General features: G+C 40.5%; 13 protein-coding genes. 3 read left to right on the top strand and 10 right to left on the bottom strand.

Annotated features, from left to right (window positions below; translation table 11 throughout):
• Positions 1–202: 202 nt before the first annotated feature.
• Positions 203–1066, bottom strand: coding sequence for a protease HtpX (gene htpX, locus AB4128_RS19905; protein ID WP_055026313.1), 864 nt, complete (start codon positions 1064–1066; stop codon positions 203–205).
• A 441-nt stretch (positions 1067–1507) separates the two neighbouring features.
• Between htpX and pepE the strand changes: the two genes are divergently transcribed.
• Positions 1508–2218 (top strand): dipeptidase PepE, encoded by a 711-nt coding sequence (gene pepE, locus AB4128_RS19910; RefSeq protein WP_065108312.1) that lies wholly within the window; start codon positions 1508–1510, stop codon positions 2216–2218.
• A gap of 129 nt (positions 2219–2347) precedes the next feature.
• Here the strand turns inward: pepE and AB4128_RS19915 are convergent, their stop codons facing one another.
• From AB4128_RS19915 to bioB, 9 genes are all read right to left on the bottom strand, one after another.
• Positions 2348–4585: a TonB-dependent hemoglobin/transferrin/lactoferrin family receptor gene (locus tag AB4128_RS19915; protein WP_372038725.1), complete on the bottom strand. Its 2238-nt coding sequence runs from the start codon at positions 4583–4585 to the stop codon at positions 2348–2350.
• Positions 4586–5070: 485 nt separating this feature from the next.
• On the bottom strand, positions 5071–6579 hold the full coding sequence (locus AB4128_RS19920) for an efflux transporter outer membrane subunit (protein WP_372038726.1): 1509 nt from the start codon (positions 6577–6579) through the stop codon (positions 5071–5073).
• Positions 6572–9739, bottom strand: coding sequence for an efflux RND transporter permease subunit (locus AB4128_RS19925; RefSeq protein WP_211030810.1), 3168 nt, complete (start codon positions 9737–9739; stop codon positions 6572–6574). The genes AB4128_RS19920 and AB4128_RS19925 overlap by 8 nt, the downstream gene beginning before the upstream one ends.
• Positions 9739–10899, bottom strand: coding sequence for an efflux RND transporter periplasmic adaptor subunit (locus AB4128_RS19930; protein WP_167692953.1), 1161 nt, complete (start codon positions 10897–10899; stop codon positions 9739–9741). The genes AB4128_RS19925 and AB4128_RS19930 overlap by 1 nt, the downstream gene beginning before the upstream one ends.
• A 402-nt stretch (positions 10900–11301) precedes the next feature.
• Complete coding sequence (locus tag AB4128_RS19935) at positions 11302–11814, bottom strand: AAA family ATPase (protein ID WP_372038727.1); 513 nt, start codon at positions 11812–11814, stop codon at positions 11302–11304.
• Between the two features lie 118 nt (positions 11815–11932).
• Complete coding sequence (gene bioD / locus AB4128_RS19940) at positions 11933–12610, bottom strand: dethiobiotin synthase (protein WP_372038729.1); 678 nt, start codon at positions 12608–12610, stop codon at positions 11933–11935.
• A gap of 11 nt (positions 12611–12621) precedes the next feature.
• A complete protein-coding gene (locus AB4128_RS19945) occupies positions 12622–13395 on the bottom strand; it encodes a methyltransferase domain-containing protein (RefSeq protein ID WP_372038730.1) in 774 nt (257 codons plus the stop codon).
• Between the two features lie 53 nt (positions 13396–13448).
• Positions 13449–14567 carry an aminotransferase class I/II-fold pyridoxal phosphate-dependent enzyme gene (locus tag AB4128_RS19950; RefSeq protein ID WP_372038732.1) on the bottom strand — a complete coding sequence of 373 codons (1119 nt, stop codon included), beginning with the start codon at positions 14565–14567 and terminating at the stop codon, positions 13449–13451.
• Between the two features lie 43 nt (positions 14568–14610).
• A complete protein-coding gene (gene bioB / locus AB4128_RS19955; protein WP_055026322.1) occupies positions 14611–15663 on the bottom strand; it encodes a biotin synthase BioB in 1053 nt (350 codons plus the stop codon).
• A 109-nt stretch (positions 15664–15772) separates the two neighbouring features.
• Here bioB and bioA point away from each other — a divergent pair, with 109 nt between their 5' ends.
• Together bioA and AB4128_RS19965 are read left to right on the top strand one after the other, a co-directional pair.
• Positions 15773–17113: an adenosylmethionine--8-amino-7-oxononanoate transaminase gene (gene bioA / locus AB4128_RS19960; RefSeq protein ID WP_372038734.1), complete on the top strand. Its 1341-nt coding sequence runs from the start codon at positions 15773–15775 to the stop codon at positions 17111–17113.
• Between the two features lie 666 nt (positions 17114–17779).
• A complete protein-coding gene (locus tag AB4128_RS19965; RefSeq protein ID WP_372038735.1) occupies positions 17780–20758 on the top strand; it encodes a TonB-dependent receptor in 2979 nt (992 codons plus the stop codon).
• Positions 20759–20992: the final 234 nt, after the last annotated feature.

The following is a 20992-nucleotide window of genomic DNA, read 5'->3' on the forward strand; positions in this document are numbered from 1 at the left end:
TCTACAATAAACTTAGCTAACACTGCTTAATTTAGCAACAGTAAATACAACTACCCAAGCCTAACATTGAACCTTCTCCCTTAACATGCGTCACGCGATGTAACCACAAGATTAAAGTGGTCATCATTCTACTCGCACAATTTCAAAAAGAAAGTATTAAAAAAGGAGCCCTTGGGCTCCTTTTCGCAATCTTATTAATGTATTAGCTGTTTTTAAGTGCGCTAATGCGTTTGTCTAACGGCGGGTGACTCATTAAGAATTCAGCCATTGAACGCTTACCATTAATACCTAATGCAGCCATTTGTGCTGGCATTGCACCTGTTTCTGGCCCTGTTTTTAAACGCTCTAATGCAGCAATCATTTTATGCTTACCTGCAAGTTTAGCTGCGCCTTCATCGGCTTTAAATTCACGAATACGTGAGAAGTAAGCCACAATCATTGACGCTAAAATACCGAATAGCATGTCCATGACAAAAACTACGGCCATGTACGCAAACATACCTAAACCTTCACCATCTTCGCTGTTATTAGCAACGACATTGTTAACAATGCCAGCAACAACACGAGCGGCAAAAATAACGAAGGTATTAACAACACCTTGAATTAAGGTCAATGTCACCATGTCGCCATTGGCAACGTGGCTAACTTCGTGCGCTAGTACGCCTTCAATTTCGTCTTGAGTCATGCCATAAAGCAAACCAGAACTTACAGCAACTAACGCATTGTCTTTGCTTGGGCCAGTGGCAAAAGCATTCATTTCTGGAGACTGGTAAATCGCCACTTCTGGCATTTTGATACCCGCTTGCTCAGCTTGACGGGCAACCGTTTCAACTAACCAACGTTCAGTGTTATCACGTGGTGTTGTAATGACTTCACACCCCATGGTCTTTTTAGCCATCCACTTAGAAATCGCTAAACTGATGAATGCACCACCAAAACCGAACATGGCAGCAAAAATTAATAACCCGCTCATGCTTGAGGTACTCACCCCAAGTAACGACATCACAATCGAAGCAACTAGCAAAATTGCTAAGTTGGTGCCAATCAATAACATAATACGTAACATTACAACTCCTATCTGGCACTAACGCCGCTTAAAACTTTCTAATAACGTACAACCATGTCTTCATGCATGATTGTTTAAATCTTTTGCCAATTCTACTTTTTACATTGAGTGTATGGCGATAGTTCAATGTATAATGACATAATATGTCCTATTAGGTTATTTTCAAGGTGTCATCGAAAAAAAATGACATAAAATGACAAGTTCTTGAAAATATCACATCAAGCCTAATCTCAGCTGAATGGTCTTCGTTAAATTATGACTTAATCGCTATCAGAGATAAGAAGAGCGCAAAGTCTAGGTAGATAAGATTAATCCAAGCTTAAATTTATCCTCCATTAATCATTTTCCATCCACTTAGGTTATGGTTTGTAATTAATCTTTGTTAATATCCAATAAATATAAGAATAACTAGCGATTAATTAAACAGTTAAGGAAATCGAAATGGCCGTAAATGCATTAATGCTCAGCAGTTCACGTGAAGGCAATACTCCCTATTTAGCCCATGCCATTGAGTTCATCAAACCGCTTACTACTCACGCAAAAAAATGGGTGTTTATTCCCTACGCAGGCGTGAGTGTCGATTATGATAAATATCTTGCAATGGTCACCGAAGGTTTAGCCCCACTGAATATTGAAGTCAGTAGCATTCATCAATACAGTGACCCAAAACAAGCGATAAAAGATGCTGATGGAATTTTAGTTGGCGGCGGTAATACTTTCCAATTATTAAACGAGTTATACCGTTACGATTTGGTGCATTTATTAAATGAGCAAGTTAGCAATGGTAAGCCATATATCGGCTGGAGTGCGGGTTCAAACATTACTGGTCTAAGTATTCGCACAACAAATGATATGCCAATTGTAGAGCCTGCTTCATTTACTGGCTTAAAACTGTTGCCATTTCAACTAAATCCGCACTACACCAACTATCAAGCTCCTGGTCATAACGGTGAAACTCGAGCGCAGCGATTACTTGAATTTACGATTGTCGATCCTATTACGCCAGTTATTGGTATTCAGGAAGGTACAGCCCTTTGGCGTCAAGGTGATACTCTCTCACTTGTCGGTGAAAAGGACGCATATTTATTCCATGGTAAAGAACAAGAGGTCGTCATTCCTGTTGGCAGTGATTTAAGCCATTACTTAGATTAATCCCTCATTAATACTGGGTAGGTTCTGCATAAAACCTTGCGATTGAATCATACCTAACCAAAAAAGCCTTAAATTCATATTGAATCTAAGGCTTTTTAACGCTTTTAACCGCTAAGTTAACTCAGCGATTTAGAAAGTATAATTGACTTTAAGACTGAAATAACGGCCCGGTTGCGTGTAATTATCTTCTGTCACACCTAAGTTAGACATTAAAAATTTAGATTGGCCAGCCACATCAGCGTAATCAATGTACTCAGTGTCAAATACGTTGAATACCCCGCCACGTAATGTCCAATTGTCACTAAGCATGACATTGGCCGTAATATCAAATACTGCGTAACCTGCTGTATTGTAAACTTCGTTAAAGCTATCACCCCAACCAGGTAAAATGTCTAAATCAGTTGTTCTATCCATATTGTCAGCAAAACGAACCGTCAAGCCAAAATCCACTTCCTTATTAGCAAGATAAGTGTAGTAATTCATCCCGACATTACCTTTAAGCGGACTAACTGAATTTAAATAATCACCGTTTTGATCTTCACCATGGGTATAAGCAATGTTACCCCATAGTTCAATTTCATTTGTAAACCAGTGACTAAATGACGCTTCTGCACCGTAAAGGGTAACTTCATCATAGTTAACATATTGGTATTCCAAACGTGGGTTTGGAAACGGAGGGAAGACAAAATTTACAAATTCCCAATCAATATAGTCTTTGGCTTGTGTGTAGAATGTGGTCAATTCGTAACGTGTATCACCATGATGACCACGAACCCCTATCTCAACAGTATGGCTTGATTCTGACTCTAAATCGTAGTTTGCTTGAATCAATACAGGGAATGGCATTTTGCCATCTTTAACCTCAAGCTCACCCCATTTTTGATCAGGTGTTGGCATTTTATAACCATACGCATACTGAGCGTATACGTTGACGTTATCGGTCATATGGTACACAAGACCTAACTTAGGTGACCAAAAGCCATCGCTCATCTCTTCAAAATCAGCAGGATCACGACCAGCATCTTCAGCTTGTTGTTGATCAGGTGTATTACTGAAGTAATCGTAACGCAAGCCTAAAATAGCATTTAACTTACCATCGTAAAAAGTAATATCATCTTGAATGAAAGCACCAACTCGTAAGCTTTTAGTATCTGCAAATGAGAATGTATCCGTATCAGATGGCGACCAGCTACCATTGTCATCAATCACTTGATAATCACGAGGACGGCTCATTTCTGATTGTTCAACATCAAGGCCATAAATAATATTGTGATCGTGACCCGTTAGCGATAATGATTTAGCAAACGTACTTGCAAATCCAACACGATACTCATCAAATTGGTAATCTCTTTTCTCGGTAATGTCACGAATACCGCCTTGGGCGCCATCATAATAATCACGTTTTTCAGTTTGATCTGTTTTACCGTAATACAAAACAAAATCGACACTATCGTGGATACCACGGTCTTTAGTCGAACGAAGACGCAAAGAGGTATTTAACGCCTGTGTTTGACGGTCGTAGTCAATTGAACTTAAGTTATCTAAGCTGTTTTCCCAGCGATCTAATTGCTGGTTCATGTAATCAACGGTTAACTGTAAGTTAGTGTCATCATTGAAGTGATATTTGCTTTTTACGATAAAGCTATCAGTGACAAGATCACTATCAGGCAAAGTACCATCGTAGTTTTGCTGCTCTTCACCTTCACGGCGTTGATACGTTACTAAGTTATCAAAATTACCTGCAGAAAATGCACTAGTAAAACCCGCAGTGTACTCATCATTCATACCTGTGTAACCAGCATTCGCCGAGAAGTAGTAATCTTCACCACGTAAATAGTCATCAGCATCTTTAGTGGTCATCACAAGAACACCACCTAATGCATCTGAGCCATACATCGTTGATGCAGCTGCTTTTAATACTTCAACTTGTTTTAAACCTTCGACTTCTGTCAGGCCACGACCTGTACCTTCAGCACCTGGGCCTAATGGTGATGCGTATTGATTATTTACACGAACACCATCTTTAACCATCATCACACGGTTTCCGCCGATACCGCGAATAGTCACTGAGCTAGGTTTGCCTGCGCCACCTTTAACATCAACAGCGGCTTCATTTTTGAACAGCGTTGCGAAATCTGAACTCATGTTGCGAGCAATAGCTTCTTCATCAATTACAACAACTGAGCCAGCAACTTGATCTAATGTTTGCTCAACACGTGAGCCAGAGATAACAATCACTTCATGGAAGTTAGAGATAGATTGTTTAATGTCTTCTTTAGATACAACTTCATCTGTATCTGCCATAACCTGAGGGGATAATGCAGCAGCAATTGCAGCACTAATTAATTTAACTGAAAGTGGTTTCATCAACGCTATCCTTAATTAAAACTTAATAGGAATTAATCTCATCTCGAATTGCGCAGGAGTCTACCATGAAGTATTTTTCACATAGCGATCTCGATCCCAATATCCATTTATCGTGAATAAACTCATTGAGAATTTTCGCTTATGTTTCATTGATGTAAAAACTTTTCAGAATAATATTTACCAATATGAGCCAAAGCTAATTTAAAAAATAACATTTGTCACTTTTTGCATCTAACATCAGTCATCAAAGCAACACCGTCTAAGTTAAGCTTTGGGTTTACATGACTTTAATAGCTATGAATGTAGATTCAATAATGGTGATTGAAGAGGACTAAAGTCACTTTCAGTAAAATATGGAGTGAAATATGGAGTGAAATATGGAGTGAGTACGTTGGCTCGCCAATATAATAGCGAAAGTATGATTCTGTATTTACTAGCATAAAACAGGTTTAGACAATGCTTACCTAAACCTGCTTTAGCAAGTATTAATCAGCGTTTTCTTGGTCAGTGATCTGGGCTAACTCTTCTTGTGTTAATACTCCACCGCCAAGCGAGCGGTAAAGCGTAATCAGCGATAATAAGCGATCACGCTTAACTTGGCTTAAGGTTAACTCAGCACTAAATAAACTGCGCTGTGCATCCATCAAGTCCAAAGAACTTGAAACTCCATTTCGATAACGCAAAGTGGCTAAGCGAGTGTACTCTTTTGACGCTTCAACCAATTCTTGCTGTGCTTCAATCGCTAACTCTGAACGACGAAAACTATTCATAGCGTCATTGACTTCAAAGTAAGCCTTGAGCACTGTACTTCGATAATTTAAGTGTGCTTGATTAAATGCTTCTTGTGAGATGTCATATTGCGCAGCGATACGACCGGCATTAAATATTGGCGCAGTAATGCCACCAAGTAATGACCAAGTAACACCTTGGCTATCAAATATACTGCTAAGATCATCGGTTTCAGTGCCATAACTGCCTGTTATAGTAAATTGTGGAAAAAAGGCAGTTTTCGCCACGCCGACATTCGCATTAGCGGCGATAAGTTCTTGCTCTGCCGCCTTAACATCTGGGCGCTGAGATAACATTTGAGATGGCACCCCCACAGTAAAGCTGGTCGGGAACAACTGCCGATAAGCTGTAATCTCCTGCTGAGTTTTAAGCACTAAAGGATAGTCAAACTCACCCAAGAGTATTTTTAATTGGTTAGCTTTTGCTTTACGCTCGAAATCTAAGTCAGGTAAAGTGACTTTGGCACTTTGATACTCAACTTCAGCCTGACGAACCTGTAAACCTGAAATCACACCATTTTGTTTACGAAGTCTTGCTAGATCGCGCTCTTTTAAGCGTATTTCAACGGTATTGAGAGAAATTAAATACCGCTGTTCAATATCCAGCCATTCATAGTATCGAGTCGCGACATCACTAATCAGGCTAATAACCGCTAAATTTAACGCTTCTTGCGCAGATAGGAAGTTTGCATATTCAGCTTCACTGCGACGACGGTTAGCTCCCCAAACATCTAGCTCCCACGATACCGTGCCATCTAAAGTAAACTCGTTACCATGTTCAGGATCGGTATTGGTAATCGCACTATCAATAGAGCGCTCTGCATCTGCATTAATTCCAAAAGCTGGATATAAAGCTGAGTCTGTTACCGTGACTTCTCTTCGTGCAGCAATTAATCTTGAGCGTACAGTTTCTAAGTCTAGATTCTGCGCAAGTGCATGACTGATAAGCACTTGTAAATCTTCATCAAGATAAAACGCTTTCCAATTAGCAAGCCCCAAATTTTCTTGAGACTCTTGTGCTAAATCATCATGATACTGAGCTGGGACTTCAATTTCAGGCCGCTGGTAGTCAGGCCCCATAGCGCAACTGGATAGCAGTAACGTTACACTCGCCCCAAAAAGGATAGACAGATAACTTTTTCCTTTGACTCTAATCCCATCAACATTGCCTTGTGTCGGGGCAGATAAGCTGGAAAATTTAAGCATGGTTGCCCTCCTCATTCGTGTCCGTATTTTGCACTTTTTGCACAGGATTTGACTTAGTTTCATTTGAGACTTTAGATTTAAACCAACCCACTGTCGTGACGAAAAATAACGGCACCATGACAATACCTATGGTTGTCGCAAACACCATCCCACATAAAATTGGAATAGAAATGCTTTGCCTACTCACAGCTCCTGGGCCAACAGACAGAACCAAAGGTAATACCCCTAGAATAAATGCCATTGAGGTCATTAAGATTGGTCTAAAGCGCATATTGGCAGCCTCTAACGCTGCATCAATTCGACTTTTGCCCTCTTTATGTAATTGATTCGCAAATTCCACAATTAAGATTGAGTTTTTAGCTGCCATACCAATCAAGGCGATAAAGGCCACTTGGAAAAACAAGTTACTTTCCATACCACTCACTAAGGTGCCCAGTGCCGCTCCCAACATTGCAATGGGGGCAATTAGCAGTACAGCAATCGGGATTGTCCAACTTTCATACAGTGCTGCTAAAAACAAAAAGACAAATAACATGGCCAAGGCGACCGCAATACTCGTTTGATTTGCAGATTGTACTTCTTGGAACGTAATACCAGTCCATTCATAACTAAACTCATTTGGCAGCATTGGTTTTGCTACTCGTTCAATCGCTTTAATCACATCGCCCGAGGCATACCCTTGTGCAGGCGTAGCATTAATCGAGACACTACTGAATAAGTTATAATGGGTCACTGCAGCAGGTCCAACTGAGTATTCATATTTGGCTAACACACCAATGGGCACCATAGCGCCGGATGCCGAGCGTACATAGTAATCTTTAATTTGCTCTGGAAACTGACGATATTGCTCTTCTGCCTGAACCTTCACTCGGTAGACTCTGCCAAATAAATTAAAGTCATTTACGGTAGATGAATCAGTAAATGTTTTAATCGTGCTGTAGATATCTGCCACATTCACGCCAATGGCCATCGCTTTTGCTTCATCAACAGTCAAATGCAGTTGTGGAATTGCACTTTGTAGTGACAAACTAGCTTTAGCGATTTCTGGTTGAAGTTTTAATGCTTCTATCAGTTCATCTGCCGTTTCAGTTAACCCTTTAAAATTGGTACCAGATGTATCTTGCAACTCCATTTCAACACCTGAGCCGTTACCTAAGCCCGGAACAGCAGAAGGAAGATAAATATTAAAGTCCGCCTCTAAAATATCTTGAAGTGAGCCTTGAATGTCTTTCATCACTTTTTGGACTGTAGCATCTGACTCTGCTCTTTCAGCCCAAGGTTTAAGAATAACTTCAAATTGTCCATTCGCCTGATTTGAGCCTGAACGTTTATTTTCCCCTGCTAGCGTAAATGAATATGCCACCGCGGGATGAGCTAAAACATGAGATTCAGCTTTTTTAAGTACAGCTTGAGAGCGATTAACCGTTGCACCGTCAGGCAAGGACATATCAATGAAAAAGCGGCCTTGATCTTCATCAGGCATAAAACTTGACGGTAAAGACGTCATAATGAAATAAACCCCACCAACCATCAATGCAAACAGTAAATAACTGCGTTTAGCATGCTTGGTTGTCAACGCCACCAGCGATACGTATTTGGTGGTACTCATATCAAGTTTATCGTTCATCCACTTGAAAAAACCAGAGCTCGGCTTATCGCCAGGTTTTAACAATAACGCACATAATGCAGGTGACAGTGTTAAGGCAACCACTGTAGAAATCAGCACTGCGACCGTAATCGCAACCGCAAATTCACGATACATGATCCCTGTGATTCCAGATAAAAATGAAACAGGCACAAAAACGGCAGCCAGCACAAGACTCGTAGCCACCAGCGCCCCTGATAACTCCTTCATCGCAACGCGAGTCGCTTCAACCGATGATAGGCCCTTCTCGTTCATTAACCGCTCAACATTTTCAACCACCACAATGGCATCATCCACCACAATACCGATGGCCAATACCAGCGCTAATAAACTCACCGTATTTATCGTAAAACCAAAAGCTAACATTGCAGCCAATGTGCCAATCAAGGACACAGGTACAGCAATCGCAGGAATTAAAGTAGCTCGCACATTTTGTAAGAATAAAAACACCACTAAGATAACCAGAATAAGCGCTTCTACTAGGGTTTTAACCACTTCATCAATTGAGTTTTCAATAAAGACAGACGCATCAAAAAAGACTTCCCAATTCATACCTTGAGGGAATTTTTCGGCCAGTTTCGCCATTTCTTTTTTAACGTTTTTAGTGACCTCTAGCGCATTGGCTCCTGGTAATAAATACACTTGTAAAATGGTCGCGTTTGCGCCATTTAATTGAGATTGTAATGTATAAGCAGAGGAGCCAAGTTCAATATCGGCAATATCCCGCAAGCGAACGATAGAGCCATCATTATTAGCTCTTACTATGATTTCTTTAAACTGAGGAACGCTACTCATACGGCCCGCAGCGGTAATAGGTAATGTCATACTAAGCGCATCACTATTAGGCTGAGAGCCAATAGTGCCAGCTGGCGACTCTTTGTTTTGCGCTTTTATTGCACTAATAACATCAGCAGTCGTTAACCCATAGCCTGCCATAGTGTCAGGTCGTAACCACACCCGCATTGAATAACTGCGCGAACCAGTATTACGAACACGACCGACACCTGGAATACGTTTTAATGCAGACTCAATGTTAATTGTGCCGTAGTTACTGAGGTAAATTTCGTCAAAGCGTTCATCAGTTGAGGTCAACGCAAGTTTTAATAATTCGACAGAGGCTTCTTTTGACACAGAAACGCCTTCCGTTTGCACATCAATTGGCAAACTACCTGTAGCTTGTTGAGTCGAATTTTGAACATCAACAGCAGCCAAGTCAGGATTGGTTCCAACATCAAAAGTTATTGTGACATTGGCACTTCCTGAATTAGTACTTTTTGAACTCATATAAATCATGTTAGGTAAGCCATTGAGCTCTTGCTCAAGTGGCGTGGCAACAGATTCTGCAGCGGTAGTAGACGTTGCACCGGGATAAGATGCCGATACTTTCACCTGAGGTGGCGTAATATAAGGGTATTGGTCAATAGGCAATTGAAACATGGAAATAAGGCCAAGCAACACAATAACGATTGATATTACGCATGCATAAACGGGGCGATTAACAAAAAACTGAGCCATTATTTTTGCTCCTGTTCTTGTTCCAATATCTGTTGCTGAAGCGCTTGCTCTTTTTCAATTGCATCTTCTTTTTTTAGATATTGTTCTGCAGTTAACGGCTCTGCGAGTTGGCCATGTCGAACACGATGCATGCCTTCGACAATGACTAATTCACCCGCTTTTAAGCCACTCTTAACCACTACACCTAGTTGGCTTTGGTGTTCAATCACAATGAATCTGCGTTCGACTTTATTGTTTGGTAATACCACCATGACATACACGCCTCCTTGCTCAACTTGCGTTGCTTTTTGAGGGATCACGATGGCATCTTTCATTTCATTCAACTTGATGCGCACATTGGTGTATTGGCCAGGTAGAAGCTCTCTATTGGGGTTTGGTAACTCTGCTCGCACTTCAAAAGTGCCCGTTTCAGGGTTTACTGATGGGTCAGTAAAGCGAACATTACCTAAGTATCGATATTCACTGTCATCAGGCAAGGTGATAGTGACAAAACCTTCAACCGCTTTACCTTCTGCTTCTGCTTCTTGTTGCTCAGAATAACTGGTCATGCGTCGGCGAGCATTGAGGTAATCTAATGCTGACATATTAAAAGTCACATAGATTGGATCAACCTGTTTAACACGGGTCAATAAAGACTGGCCATTACTGCCAACCAATGCCCCGATATCAACTTCGGAGCGGCTCACTAATCCTGAAATTGGTGAGGTGATTTGGGTATAACTTAACTCAAGCTCAGCTTCTTCTAGCTCTGCTTTACTTGCTGCAAGACTTGAGCGAGCCTGAGACAATATCGAAATCGCATTATCAAAATCTAATTGGCTAGCAGCATCTTGCTCATACAAAGGCTTTAAACGTTCAACATCTCGTTGTGACTTATCTAAAACAGATTGCTGAGACTCCACATTCGCTTTTAAACGGTTTACCACAGCCAAATAAGGTCGATTATCAATACTGTAAAGTAAGTCGCCTTCTTTAATGGCACTCCCTTCAATAAAGCTTTTATCCTGTACAAAACCATCGACGCGCGCCCTAACCTCAACATCGAGTGATGCCTTGGTTACACCGACATAATTACCGAATAAAGGCACCGTTGCCGTATCCACTTGTTCAACCACAACCAATTTGGGTGTGATAACAGGTTCTGGGGTTTCACAACCCATTAATAAGGTTACTGCTGCGAATAAAGAAAATGTCGCACGAGTTGCAGAGTTAAATTTTGCCATATCTATAACCTAAACCTTTTGTAGTGAACCGACGCTTCATTGTTTAAATTTTGTTAGTAAGATATTACTACATGTGATTGGGAAATGTTTGAAAAATCGGAGTTTTATTTAGAATTAAACATAGCAGAAAAATAGTCATCGTTTTTACTTATCGCGCTAATACCTCTGTTAAATAAAATAGAAGCGAGTATCATTAATGACTTCGCTTTATATTAGTTAGAACCAATTAACGCTTAAGTCATATATCATCGCCAAAATTCAACCTTCTTTATTAACAGAAACAATCACGCAAACTCTTGCTCAATTGAAAAGATATCGTTGAATTTTAGACAGGCCAAACTATGAAGTCATATTGTCGAGCAACACGCGAGCGCTCACATTGGATTTGAACATCATTTTCGTGGCTTTCACGTCACGATATAAACGCTCGTGCGCTGACAGTGAAAAGGTATCTTCTCGAGTCGTATATTGGCCAATCCAATCAATTAACATTGGCAAATTAGCATCTTGCGCTTGTTTGTCGGGATATTTGTGCGGCTCCCATGGACGTCGCTTTGCATTATCAACACATTCACTAACTGGCAGGTTTAGAAAAATAGCTTCTTCAGCAAAAGGAGCGACTAATGCTAATAAGTCAGCATAGCAGCCTTCAATCACCCAATTTGTATTCTTGTCTAAAAATGATTGAATATGAAGCTGAGATTGTTCGAGGGGTAATCGAGTGGGTGGATTAGATGCCTGCCACGCAATGGTGTCTAAATCTAAGTGAGAAAGCTGGTGACGTTTTGCTAAGACACAAGCCAACGTCGATTTACCTGAGCCTGAATTACCGAAAATAATAACTTTGTTCATATCTCACCCTAGAAACGGTTCAATCACATTGACGTAAAACAAAAATTAAGTGGTGTTTTTACTATCTCATTCAATAAACTCATTCAATAAACTGATGAATGAACCTGACTTTATAAACTTACAATAGATTAGTGAGTGCAATAAACTTTGCTGCCTGTGCTGCACTTGGCTGAGTTAAATGAGGAATATAGCCCAGAAATGGAGCCGACATTATTTGCTGTAAACTGGCTAAATTTTCTTGCTGATTAGCCATGTTAGGATCGACTTGATTCGCAACCCAACCCGCTATCTTTAACCCATCAGCCACCACAGCTTCTTGAGTTAACAATGCATGATTCAAACAGCCTAATTTCATCCCAACCACCAAAATAACACCTAACTCGTTGTTTGAGTTTAATCGCTTCACTGAGTCTGACAAGAACTCACCATTGCCAAGGGGTAATCGCCAACCACCCGCACCTTCAATCAAGCTAAAGTCTGCACTCAATAGCGCCGCCAAAGGTAATGACTCCACAACCCCTTGCGCGGTTAACTTGACCCCTTGAGCGTTTGCTGCAATGTGTGGCGCGATGGCAGGTTCAAATGAAACAGGATTAATCTGCGAATATTCAAGTTTAATACTGGATTGAGCGATTAACGCTAATGCGTCGCTATTTCTTAGCCCTTGGGACGTTTGTTCACAACCTGAAGCTATCGGTTTTACACCTATGGTTGAGCCATTAGCGGCATGCAGCAATGCTGAAGAAACTAATGTTTTACCACTATCAGTATCTGTACCTGTGACAAAATAGAGCATCGCAATTCGCCTTATTTTTTAATCAAATGTAAGTAGGTAATTTGGTATGTCAGTGGAATACCTTGCTCAACTCTCAGTGATTCCGCTTTCTCAGTCAGTGCAAGCCAGTCTTGGCGGCCTCGTAAACTCACTGAGCCTTGCTTTTCTTTAGACTGAGTTTGCTGATGTGACTTAACTGACGCCCCAACTCCTTTGATGGAATACAATAAAGTGCGTAAGTCTGTAAAATATAAACTCTCACTGCAATGCTCAGCGTTTTCAATCTGCCAGTGGTGCTTAATTGCTTGAGCGACGATGTCATCAAAATGAGAAAAATCATTGTGCCCGAGCCCCAATTTGCTTAATTCAGGTAAACTGCCCGCAGACACAATACTAATTAAGCAATGAGCACCTAGCTTTAATATACGATAAAACTCACTTAGCACTGCGGGTAAGTCTTCACACCACTGCAATACTAAGTTTGAATACAAACCATTAAATTGATTGGCACTAAGCGGTAATGCTGCAGCATCGGCACATAGCGTATGGTAATCAGGAAAATCTTGCTTCACCATTGCTAGCATTTCCGATGACAAGTCAACCGCCATTACCTGCTTGATTTGATTTTGCTGTGGATTAACTAAAGTAAAATCAGTACCAGGACCACAGCCGATATCAACAATATCTCCAGATAAAATTTGGTGTTTCAGTAATTTTTCTGCTGTTCTTCTTTGCAACACATCATGCTGTTTATAACATTTGGCCGCTTGAGAAAACTTTTCAGCTACTGGATTTTTAAAAGTCATCGATACTCTCAAATAGGAGATAACTGCAAATTGGCAGTGTATAAAATATAATTTTAATTGTGTGGATGGATTAATCTAGATAATGCCATGACCAACTGATTTATCTGTGTTTTTGTGTGCTGTGAATTAAGTGTTATTCGAAGCCTTGCTTGACCTTTTGGCACGGTAGGCTGTCTAATCGCACCAACAAGTAACCCTACCGCCCTCAATTGCTCCGCAACCATAACAGTCTGCTCACTGCTGCCGATAATAACGGGTTGAATAGCGGTTTCAGACTCTGTTAAATCGATTCTTTCGTGCGCGCAAGCCTGCTTAAAATAGTGAATATTGTCTTGAAGCGAATTAAGCCGATGAGATGAACTTTGGGTGAGTTTCACTGCCGCGAGCGCTAAGTGCGCATTAGCAGGCGATAGTGCTGTTGAGTATATATAGTGACGGGATTGAGCAACCAGGTAATCAATCACAGCTTGACTGCCTAATATCGCAGCACCTTGACAACCTAATGCTTTACCGAAAGTCACAACTTGTATATCACAATATTGGCTAACGGAACTGGCAGCCAATACCCCAAAACCATGCGCATCATCAACAACTAACCACGTATTATACTGTTGGCACAAGCCTTTTAACTCAGCTAACGGCGCTTTGTCACCGTCCATACTAAACACACTTTCGGTCAGTAATATTGATTCGGGATGACGAGTTAACAACTGCTCAGCATGCTGTAAATCATTATGCTTAAAGCGTTTAAGGCTTGCACCTGAATCCTTTACGCCGTCAATCATTGAAGCGTGGATTAACTTATCCGCTATGACGACATCATTGCCATCAACAAGTGTTTTAAGTAATGCTTGATTTGCACTGAATCCAGAGCAAAACAATAACCCAGCTTCATGTCCTGTGACCTCACACAAGTGTTTCTCTAAATCATGATGCGCTTGACTGTAACCTGAAACTAAAGGTGACGCCTTACTGCCCACGCCATAACGATTTGCACCTTGATTTAAAGCGGAAATCATTTCAGCACTAGTGGCTAAACCTAAATAGTCATTGTGACTAAAGTCAATAATATGTGAAGAAACGCCTGTCTGATTACGCTTTCTAAGCAAGCCATCTTGATCCAGCTGTTGCATGCGCTGATTGATCTTATCGAGTAACGGATGACTTGCCATAAATACAGCCTGCTTTTATAACGAACAATTCTCTTGAAAATTCTTAAATCGCACCAGCGTCAAAGAACTGCTTAGTCGCCTTATCTTTTTTAGCATTGGCCTTAGCTAATAAAGCGCTATCAGATTCTATATTGGCAGAGGGGCCTTGTTCAGGGTGAAGACCTAAACGCTTAAATAACGTCATGTCATCATTTTCTTCTGGATTCGGTGTCGTTAATAACTTGCAACCATAGAATATCGAATTTGCGCCTGCAAAAAAGCACATAGATTGCAGTTCATCAGTCATGTTTTCACGACCTGCCGATAAGCGAACTCGTGATTTAGGCATAATGATCCTAGCCACAGCGATGGTGCGTACAAACTCAAGTGGATCGAGATCATCAATTTTTTCAAACGGTGTTCCAGCTACCTTAACTAACATATTAATTGGCACTGAATCAGGGTGCTGCTCAAGATTCGCTAACTGTTGTAAAAGCCCTGCACGGTCAGTCGCTTTCTCGCCCATACCAACAATCCCGCCAGAACACACTTTCATGCCTGAAGCACGTACATTAGATAAAGTATCAATACGGTTTTGGTAAGTACGCGTGGTAATAACATCACCATAGTATTCTGGCGATGTATCTAGGTTATGGTTGTAGTAATCAAGACCCGCATCAGCAAGTTCATCTGACTGCTCTTTTGACAACATACCAAGTGTCATGCAGGTTTCCATGCCTAATGCTTTTACATCCTTAACCATTTGCGTTAAATAAGGCATGTCACGCTCTCGTGGGTTTCGCCAAGCTGCGCCCATACAAAAACGAGAAGCGCCAGCGGCTTTAGCACTTTTAGCCTCAGTCAACACCTTTTCAATCTCTAATAAACGCTCTTTTTCAAGACCCGTATCATAACGAGCACTTTGAGGGCAATATTTACAGTCTTCTGGGCATGCGCCGGTTTTTATCGATAATAAACGACTAATTTGTACTTCGTTAGGATCAAAAGTTTCACGATGAATACTGTGTGCTTTGAACAGTAAATCATTCATAGGTAAAGCAAATAATGCTTCAATTTCTGCTTTGCTCCAATCGTGACGGATCGCTGACGATGACATGGTTAATCCTTTTTATTCATTTTATATTCGCTTGTTGTTGGGTTAGGATACCTTGAGCATGTAAACTGTCAATGCTACCAAGCAACACAACTTGACTAACGGTTAAAATATGAACAATTCATTACAACAATCTCCAGCTAATATTGATTTCGAATTTGATAAAAAGCATATATGGCACCCTTATACTTCTATGCATAACGCGGCAAAAGTAACCGGTGTGGTTAGTGCTGAGGGATGTGAGTTAACCCTAAGCGATGGCCAAGTTGTTATTGATGGCACCAGTTCTTGGTGGGCTTGCATCCATGGCTATAATCATCCTGAAATTATTGAAGCCATGCAGTATCAATTAACCACATTAAGCCATGTGATGTTTGGCGGTATTACCCACGCACCTGCAGTTAACTTGTGTAAACGCCTTGTGGATATGACGAGCCCTAATCTGACTAAAGTATTTTTAGCTGATTCAGGATCAATTGCAGTTGAAGTTGCGATGAAAATGGCAATGCAATATTGGCAAGGTAAAAACCAATTCAAAAAACAACGAATATTAACGGTTAAACGCGGCTATCACGGCGACACGTTTGCCGCGATGAGCGTATGCGATCCTGATAACGGTATGCACACCATGTTTGGTGACGCAGTCACCGAGCAATTGTTTGCCCCAGCGCCGACGTCTTCTTTTGGAGAAACTTTAGCAGAAAATGATACTGCTGCACTCGAAGCCATATTACAGCAACATCACCACAATATTGCTGCACTGATTATTGAGCCTATTATGCAGGCAGCGGGTGGGATGCACTTTTATTCTGCTGAGTATTTAAAAGCAATTCGACAACTTTGTGATCAATACAATGTACTTTTAATCCTGGATGAAATAGCCACAGGTTTCGGCAGAATTGGAAAGTTATTCGCATATGAATATGCCGAAATCGAAGCTGATATTTTATGCTTAGGCAAGGCGTTGACAGGGGGGTACATCAGCTTAGCAGCGACAATTTGCAGCGATGAAGTCGCTAATGGCGTAAGTGACTCCCCTGCCGGTGTTTTTATGCATGGTCCAACTTTTATGGGTAATCCACTCGCTTGCTCTGCTGCAGATGCCAGCTTAAAAATATTACAAACGGGTCAATGGCAACATCAAGTAGATGCCATCGAAAAGCAAATGAAGCAAGAACTAGCTGAAGCAATTGAATTTGAACATGTTATAGATGTACGAGTACTTGGCTCAGTTGGCGTAATAGAAATGAACAGTGCCATTAACACCGGGGCACTACAGCAAGCATTTATTAAGCTTGGTGTATGGATAAGACCTTTTGGTCATGTACTGTATATCACTCCGCCATACACGATTAGCTCGGAGCAATTAACCACATTGACCCAAGCTTTGAAAACCATCGCTAAAAACATCACATTAGAGCAAGCTACGGCTGATACATTCAGTAATGGCTAATTATTTATCTGTGCAGCAACTCGCTGCACTTAATCATATTTTAACTGCTATAACCACTATCGTTAGACTTTTAAATTGATTAGAGCCAGAAATATATAAAGTCGCCAGACCTAGAAACAATTTCTAGTTTGGCTACTTAGCCTCTCCAATCATGCGCCGCATACCATAAAAGCGACTCATTAAGCTGACTGATATTATATCCATGTTTGAGTTATGACTTCATAATCAGTGTTACCCTGTAAATTTTTCGAATACGATTAGCAAATACGATTAACATGTGCATATTGCAAGACACCACACCAACCAATATTACCAAAAAACATTACCAAGCAGACTTACCAATTAAGACTCATCTGTAGAAAAAACCAAAAAAGTTACATTGTTTTAATATAATCAAATCAACAATCTGATGATTAATTCAGCACTAATCACTGCTTTTAGCGACTAACACCTAACCAATCAACTTAAAATCTGACATAAACAAGCAGCCAACACTTTTACCCCAATTTAGCCGTCATTGAACACTGCCACCAATCATTACCAGATTGGTAATAACATGTTGCATTAATTGGTAACGTGTTATATAAATGTTTCTGTTGTTTAAAATAACAACAATTGGTCATACCAAAAAAGGCAAGACCAAAGGGAATAATTTTCGGGGGAATTATGAAGCTCAACAAAATAAGTGCAATGTTTAGTGCGACTAAAAATAAATCAACTAATATAACGATTTTTGGTGCGACACTAACAGCTCTACTGTCTATGCCGACCTTCGCTGCTGATGCTGAAACTCAAAATGCAGAAACAGACGAAATTGAAGTCATTGCAGTTAAAGGGATATTTGGCAGTTTAAAAGCAGCTAATTTACTAAAGCGAGCTGATGATCGTATTGTCGATGCTATTGTTGCAGAAGACATTGGTAAATTACCTGATAATAACATTGCAGAAGCCTTGCAACGAATTACTGGTGTTTCTATTGGAACTGACTTCGGGGTGGGTGAGTCAGTAACAATTAGAGGCGTATCTGAAAACTTGATACTACTTAATGGTCGCTCTACTGCAGGTGCTGGTCGTGGCGGTATTGGATTGGATGACTTTCCTTCAAGCTTTTTGAAAACGGTTGAAGTCATTAAATCACCTACACCAGACATGATTGAGGGTGCTTTAGGTGGTACGGTAAACATGCAAACTATTCGTCCATTAGAGCTGTCAGAACCGCTTGTGGCAATTACGCTTGATGGCGAATATTCAGATAAAACAGAAAATACTGCACCAAATTTTTCAGCTGGTATTGGTAATAACTGGGATTTAGGTGATGCAGGTACATTTGGTGCTTCAGCTAACCTTGCTTATTTAGACCGTGAACTACGCCGTGATGAATATTTCAACAAAGTTGATTTGCTCGATAACATCGATATTAACGGTGACGGCGTTGTTGATGACTCAGGTGGACCTAATGGCAAATACTTACGTAGAACGCAAAGCACGTTAGAGCAAAAAACAGAAGAACGTGAACGTACAGCTTATGGTATTTCACTACAATGGGAACCTGTTAGTGCTGAAGCCAACATTTATCTTGATTTGAATGCAACTAAACTTGATGGCGGCCAATCTGCTTACTCTATCTTAGATGTGGGTGGTAGTTCTGTAGCAAGAAGTGATTCTTACTATGATGCTAACGGTCAGCTACATAATTACGATTTAGACGGTGTCCTTGTAATTCCAAAAACTTGGAGTGACTTTACGACATCAGATACCACCTCTCATGCCCTCGGTGGTGAGTGGTTTATCACTGATAACATTGAATTATCTGCTGAATACTCAATATCAAAATCTAAAGAAAAACAAACAGCAAATGAATTTAACTTACGTCCAATTGAACGTACAGATCCTACCCTTGATCTTGTAACACATACCAGTACAGGTAGTTCGTTTACGGGCAGTGGCATTCCTGGTTACACATATGCTGATTCAGGTATGTTAACTAACCCTGATAACTTAGTATTTCGTGAATTCTTCCATAAAACACTTGAAACTGACAATGAAGAACAAGCATTACGCTTTGACTTCAAAATCTCTGACATTGGTGTAGATTGGGTATCAGCGGTAAAAGCTGGTGTGCGCTTTACTGACCGAGATTATAGTGCCAACCGCTATGACCTAAAACCTATCAACGGCAACACTACCCTTAAAGATTCTTATAAAAAAGCAACCAATGCTGACGGACTCTACAGCCCTATTTGGATTGATAATCCTGTACTGGCTGACAGCATGAAAATCGTTAACATGAGTAATTCATTTGACCAAACAGGTGTAAATGGTCAAAACGATTTAATGACTTACAATGTTTATGATGCTGATTTACTACAGAACACTGAAGCCACTTACGCATTAGTTCAACAAATGCTGCAAGGTACTTCTTATGCCATGAACGGCTCATTAGCTGACAACATGGTAGAAGATAATGGTGCATATAAAGAAATTAACGAGAAAACCAGCGCTATCTATGCTCAATTCCATTTGGATTTTGATGATTTAACTGCTGTATTTGGTGGTCGTTATATTCAAACAGAATTAGAGTCTAGCGTTGTTGCTTCTGTTGATGCCAATGGCAACAAAATTCTTGATACTGGCGAAAACGATTATTCAGATTTTCTCCCTAGCTTGAATGTGACCTATACCCTTACAGATGAAACCTTAATGCGCTTTGCTGCTGCAAAAGTTATGCGTCGTGCAGACTTTGATGAGCTAAGCCCAGCATTATCAATTGATAACTCATTAGTGACTGGTACTCAAGGTTCTTACCAACTTGAACCATACCGTGTGACTCAATATGACTTATCTGTTGAACACTATTTTGGTGATGGTGGCATTGTTTCAGCTGCACTTTTCTATAAAGACGTCAATTCATTTACACAAACAGACAGCAGTTGTTTAGCTGACCAAAGTACTGTAGATGGCCAAAACACGACAGAATGGGGCAACGTTTGTTTACTTGATACTGCAGGTCAAAGCCAAGGTGACGTAAACTTTGCAACCGAGGCACAAGGTTTAGCCTACGTTGACTCAGAAAAAGCTGCGGGCAGAACAGGTATTGTTGTTGATACTGATGTTAATGGTGGCAGCGGTGAAGTAAAAGGTGTTGAGCTAGCTTATCAACAACAGTTTACCTTCTTACCAGGTTTCTGGTCTGGATTTGGTGTCAATGCCAACTATACCTATGCTGATAGTGAACAACCTGACGGCAACCCACTGCTAAATATTTCTGAAAATACAGCTAACGGTCAAGTGTACTGGGAAAATGACGACCTTCAATTCCGTCTAGCATATAACTGGCGCGATCGTTACTTATATTCTCAAGCAGAGAAACGCGTTCAAACAGTTGGTGCATTAGGTTATAACGTATTTAACCAAAATGACCCATCAGCAGATAACTTTGATGCGACTGTGGGTAACAACTACCGTGAAGCTCGAGGTCAATTCGACTTCTCTGCAAGCTGGGATATCAATGAACACTTCACTGTTGTTGGTAATGTTGTGAATTTAACTGGGGAACCAATTGAATACACTACAGAGCTAAATTCGGTATGGAAGTACAGTGAATCAGATCGTCGCTATACTGTTGGAGTTCGCGCTAGATTCTAATAAGCCACACTTAATAAGAGCCTTCCGCTACGGGTAGGCTCTTTCTCCAACAATCACCTTTCCATTAATGACAATAAATTTAGCGAAATTACATAACAACACAACTTAGCTTCACAGGTTAACTTACCAATTTAACTTTTGGTAAACCAAAATATAACAAATTGGTTGACAATAAATTTATTATTAACTAATATTGGTAATAAGCTCGATTTAGATAATATTTACAAATACTTA

This window comes from Shewanella sp. 10N.286.52.A9 (genome assembly GCF_041468985.1).
GTDB lineage: Bacteria > Pseudomonadota > Gammaproteobacteria > Enterobacterales > Shewanellaceae > Shewanella > Shewanella japonica.

Excerpts from the sequence above, each read along its gene's own strand:
- htpX (WP_055026313.1), bottom strand. The coding sequence starts at position 1,066 with ATGTTACGTATTATGTTATTGATTGGCACCAACTTAGCAATTTTGCTA.
- pepE (WP_065108312.1), top strand. The coding sequence starts at position 1,508 with ATGGCCGTAAATGCATTAATGCTCAGCAGTTCACGTGAAGGCAATACT.
- AB4128_RS19915 (WP_372038725.1), bottom strand. The coding sequence starts at position 4,585 with ATGAAACCACTTTCAGTTAAATTAATTAGTGCTGCAATTGCTGCTGCA.
- AB4128_RS19920 (WP_372038726.1), bottom strand. The coding sequence starts at position 6,579 with ATGCTTAAATTTTCCAGCTTATCTGCCCCGACACAAGGCAATGTTGAT.
- AB4128_RS19925 (WP_211030810.1), bottom strand. The coding sequence starts at position 9,739 with ATGGCTCAGTTTTTTGTTAATCGCCCCGTTTATGCATGCGTAATATCA.
- AB4128_RS19930 (WP_167692953.1), bottom strand. The coding sequence starts at position 10,899 with ATGGGTTGTGAAACCCCAGAACCTGTTATCACACCCAAATTGGTTGTG.
- AB4128_RS19935 (WP_372038727.1), bottom strand. The coding sequence starts at position 11,814 with ATGAACAAAGTTATTATTTTCGGTAATTCAGGCTCAGGTAAATCGACG.
- bioD (WP_372038729.1), bottom strand. The coding sequence starts at position 12,610 with ATGCTCTATTTTGTCACAGGTACAGATACTGATAGTGGTAAAACATTA.
- AB4128_RS19945 (WP_372038730.1), bottom strand. The coding sequence starts at position 13,395 with ATGACTTTTAAAAATCCAGTAGCTGAAAAGTTTTCTCAAGCGGCCAAA.
- AB4128_RS19950 (WP_372038732.1), bottom strand. The coding sequence starts at position 14,567 with ATGGCAAGTCATCCGTTACTCGATAAGATCAATCAGCGCATGCAACAG.
- bioB (WP_055026322.1), bottom strand. The coding sequence starts at position 15,663 with ATGTCATCGTCAGCGATCCGTCACGATTGGAGCAAAGCAGAAATTGAA.
- bioA (WP_372038734.1), top strand. The coding sequence starts at position 15,773 with ATGAACAATTCATTACAACAATCTCCAGCTAATATTGATTTCGAATTT.
- AB4128_RS19965 (WP_372038735.1), top strand. The coding sequence starts at position 17,780 with ATGAAGCTCAACAAAATAAGTGCAATGTTTAGTGCGACTAAAAATAAA.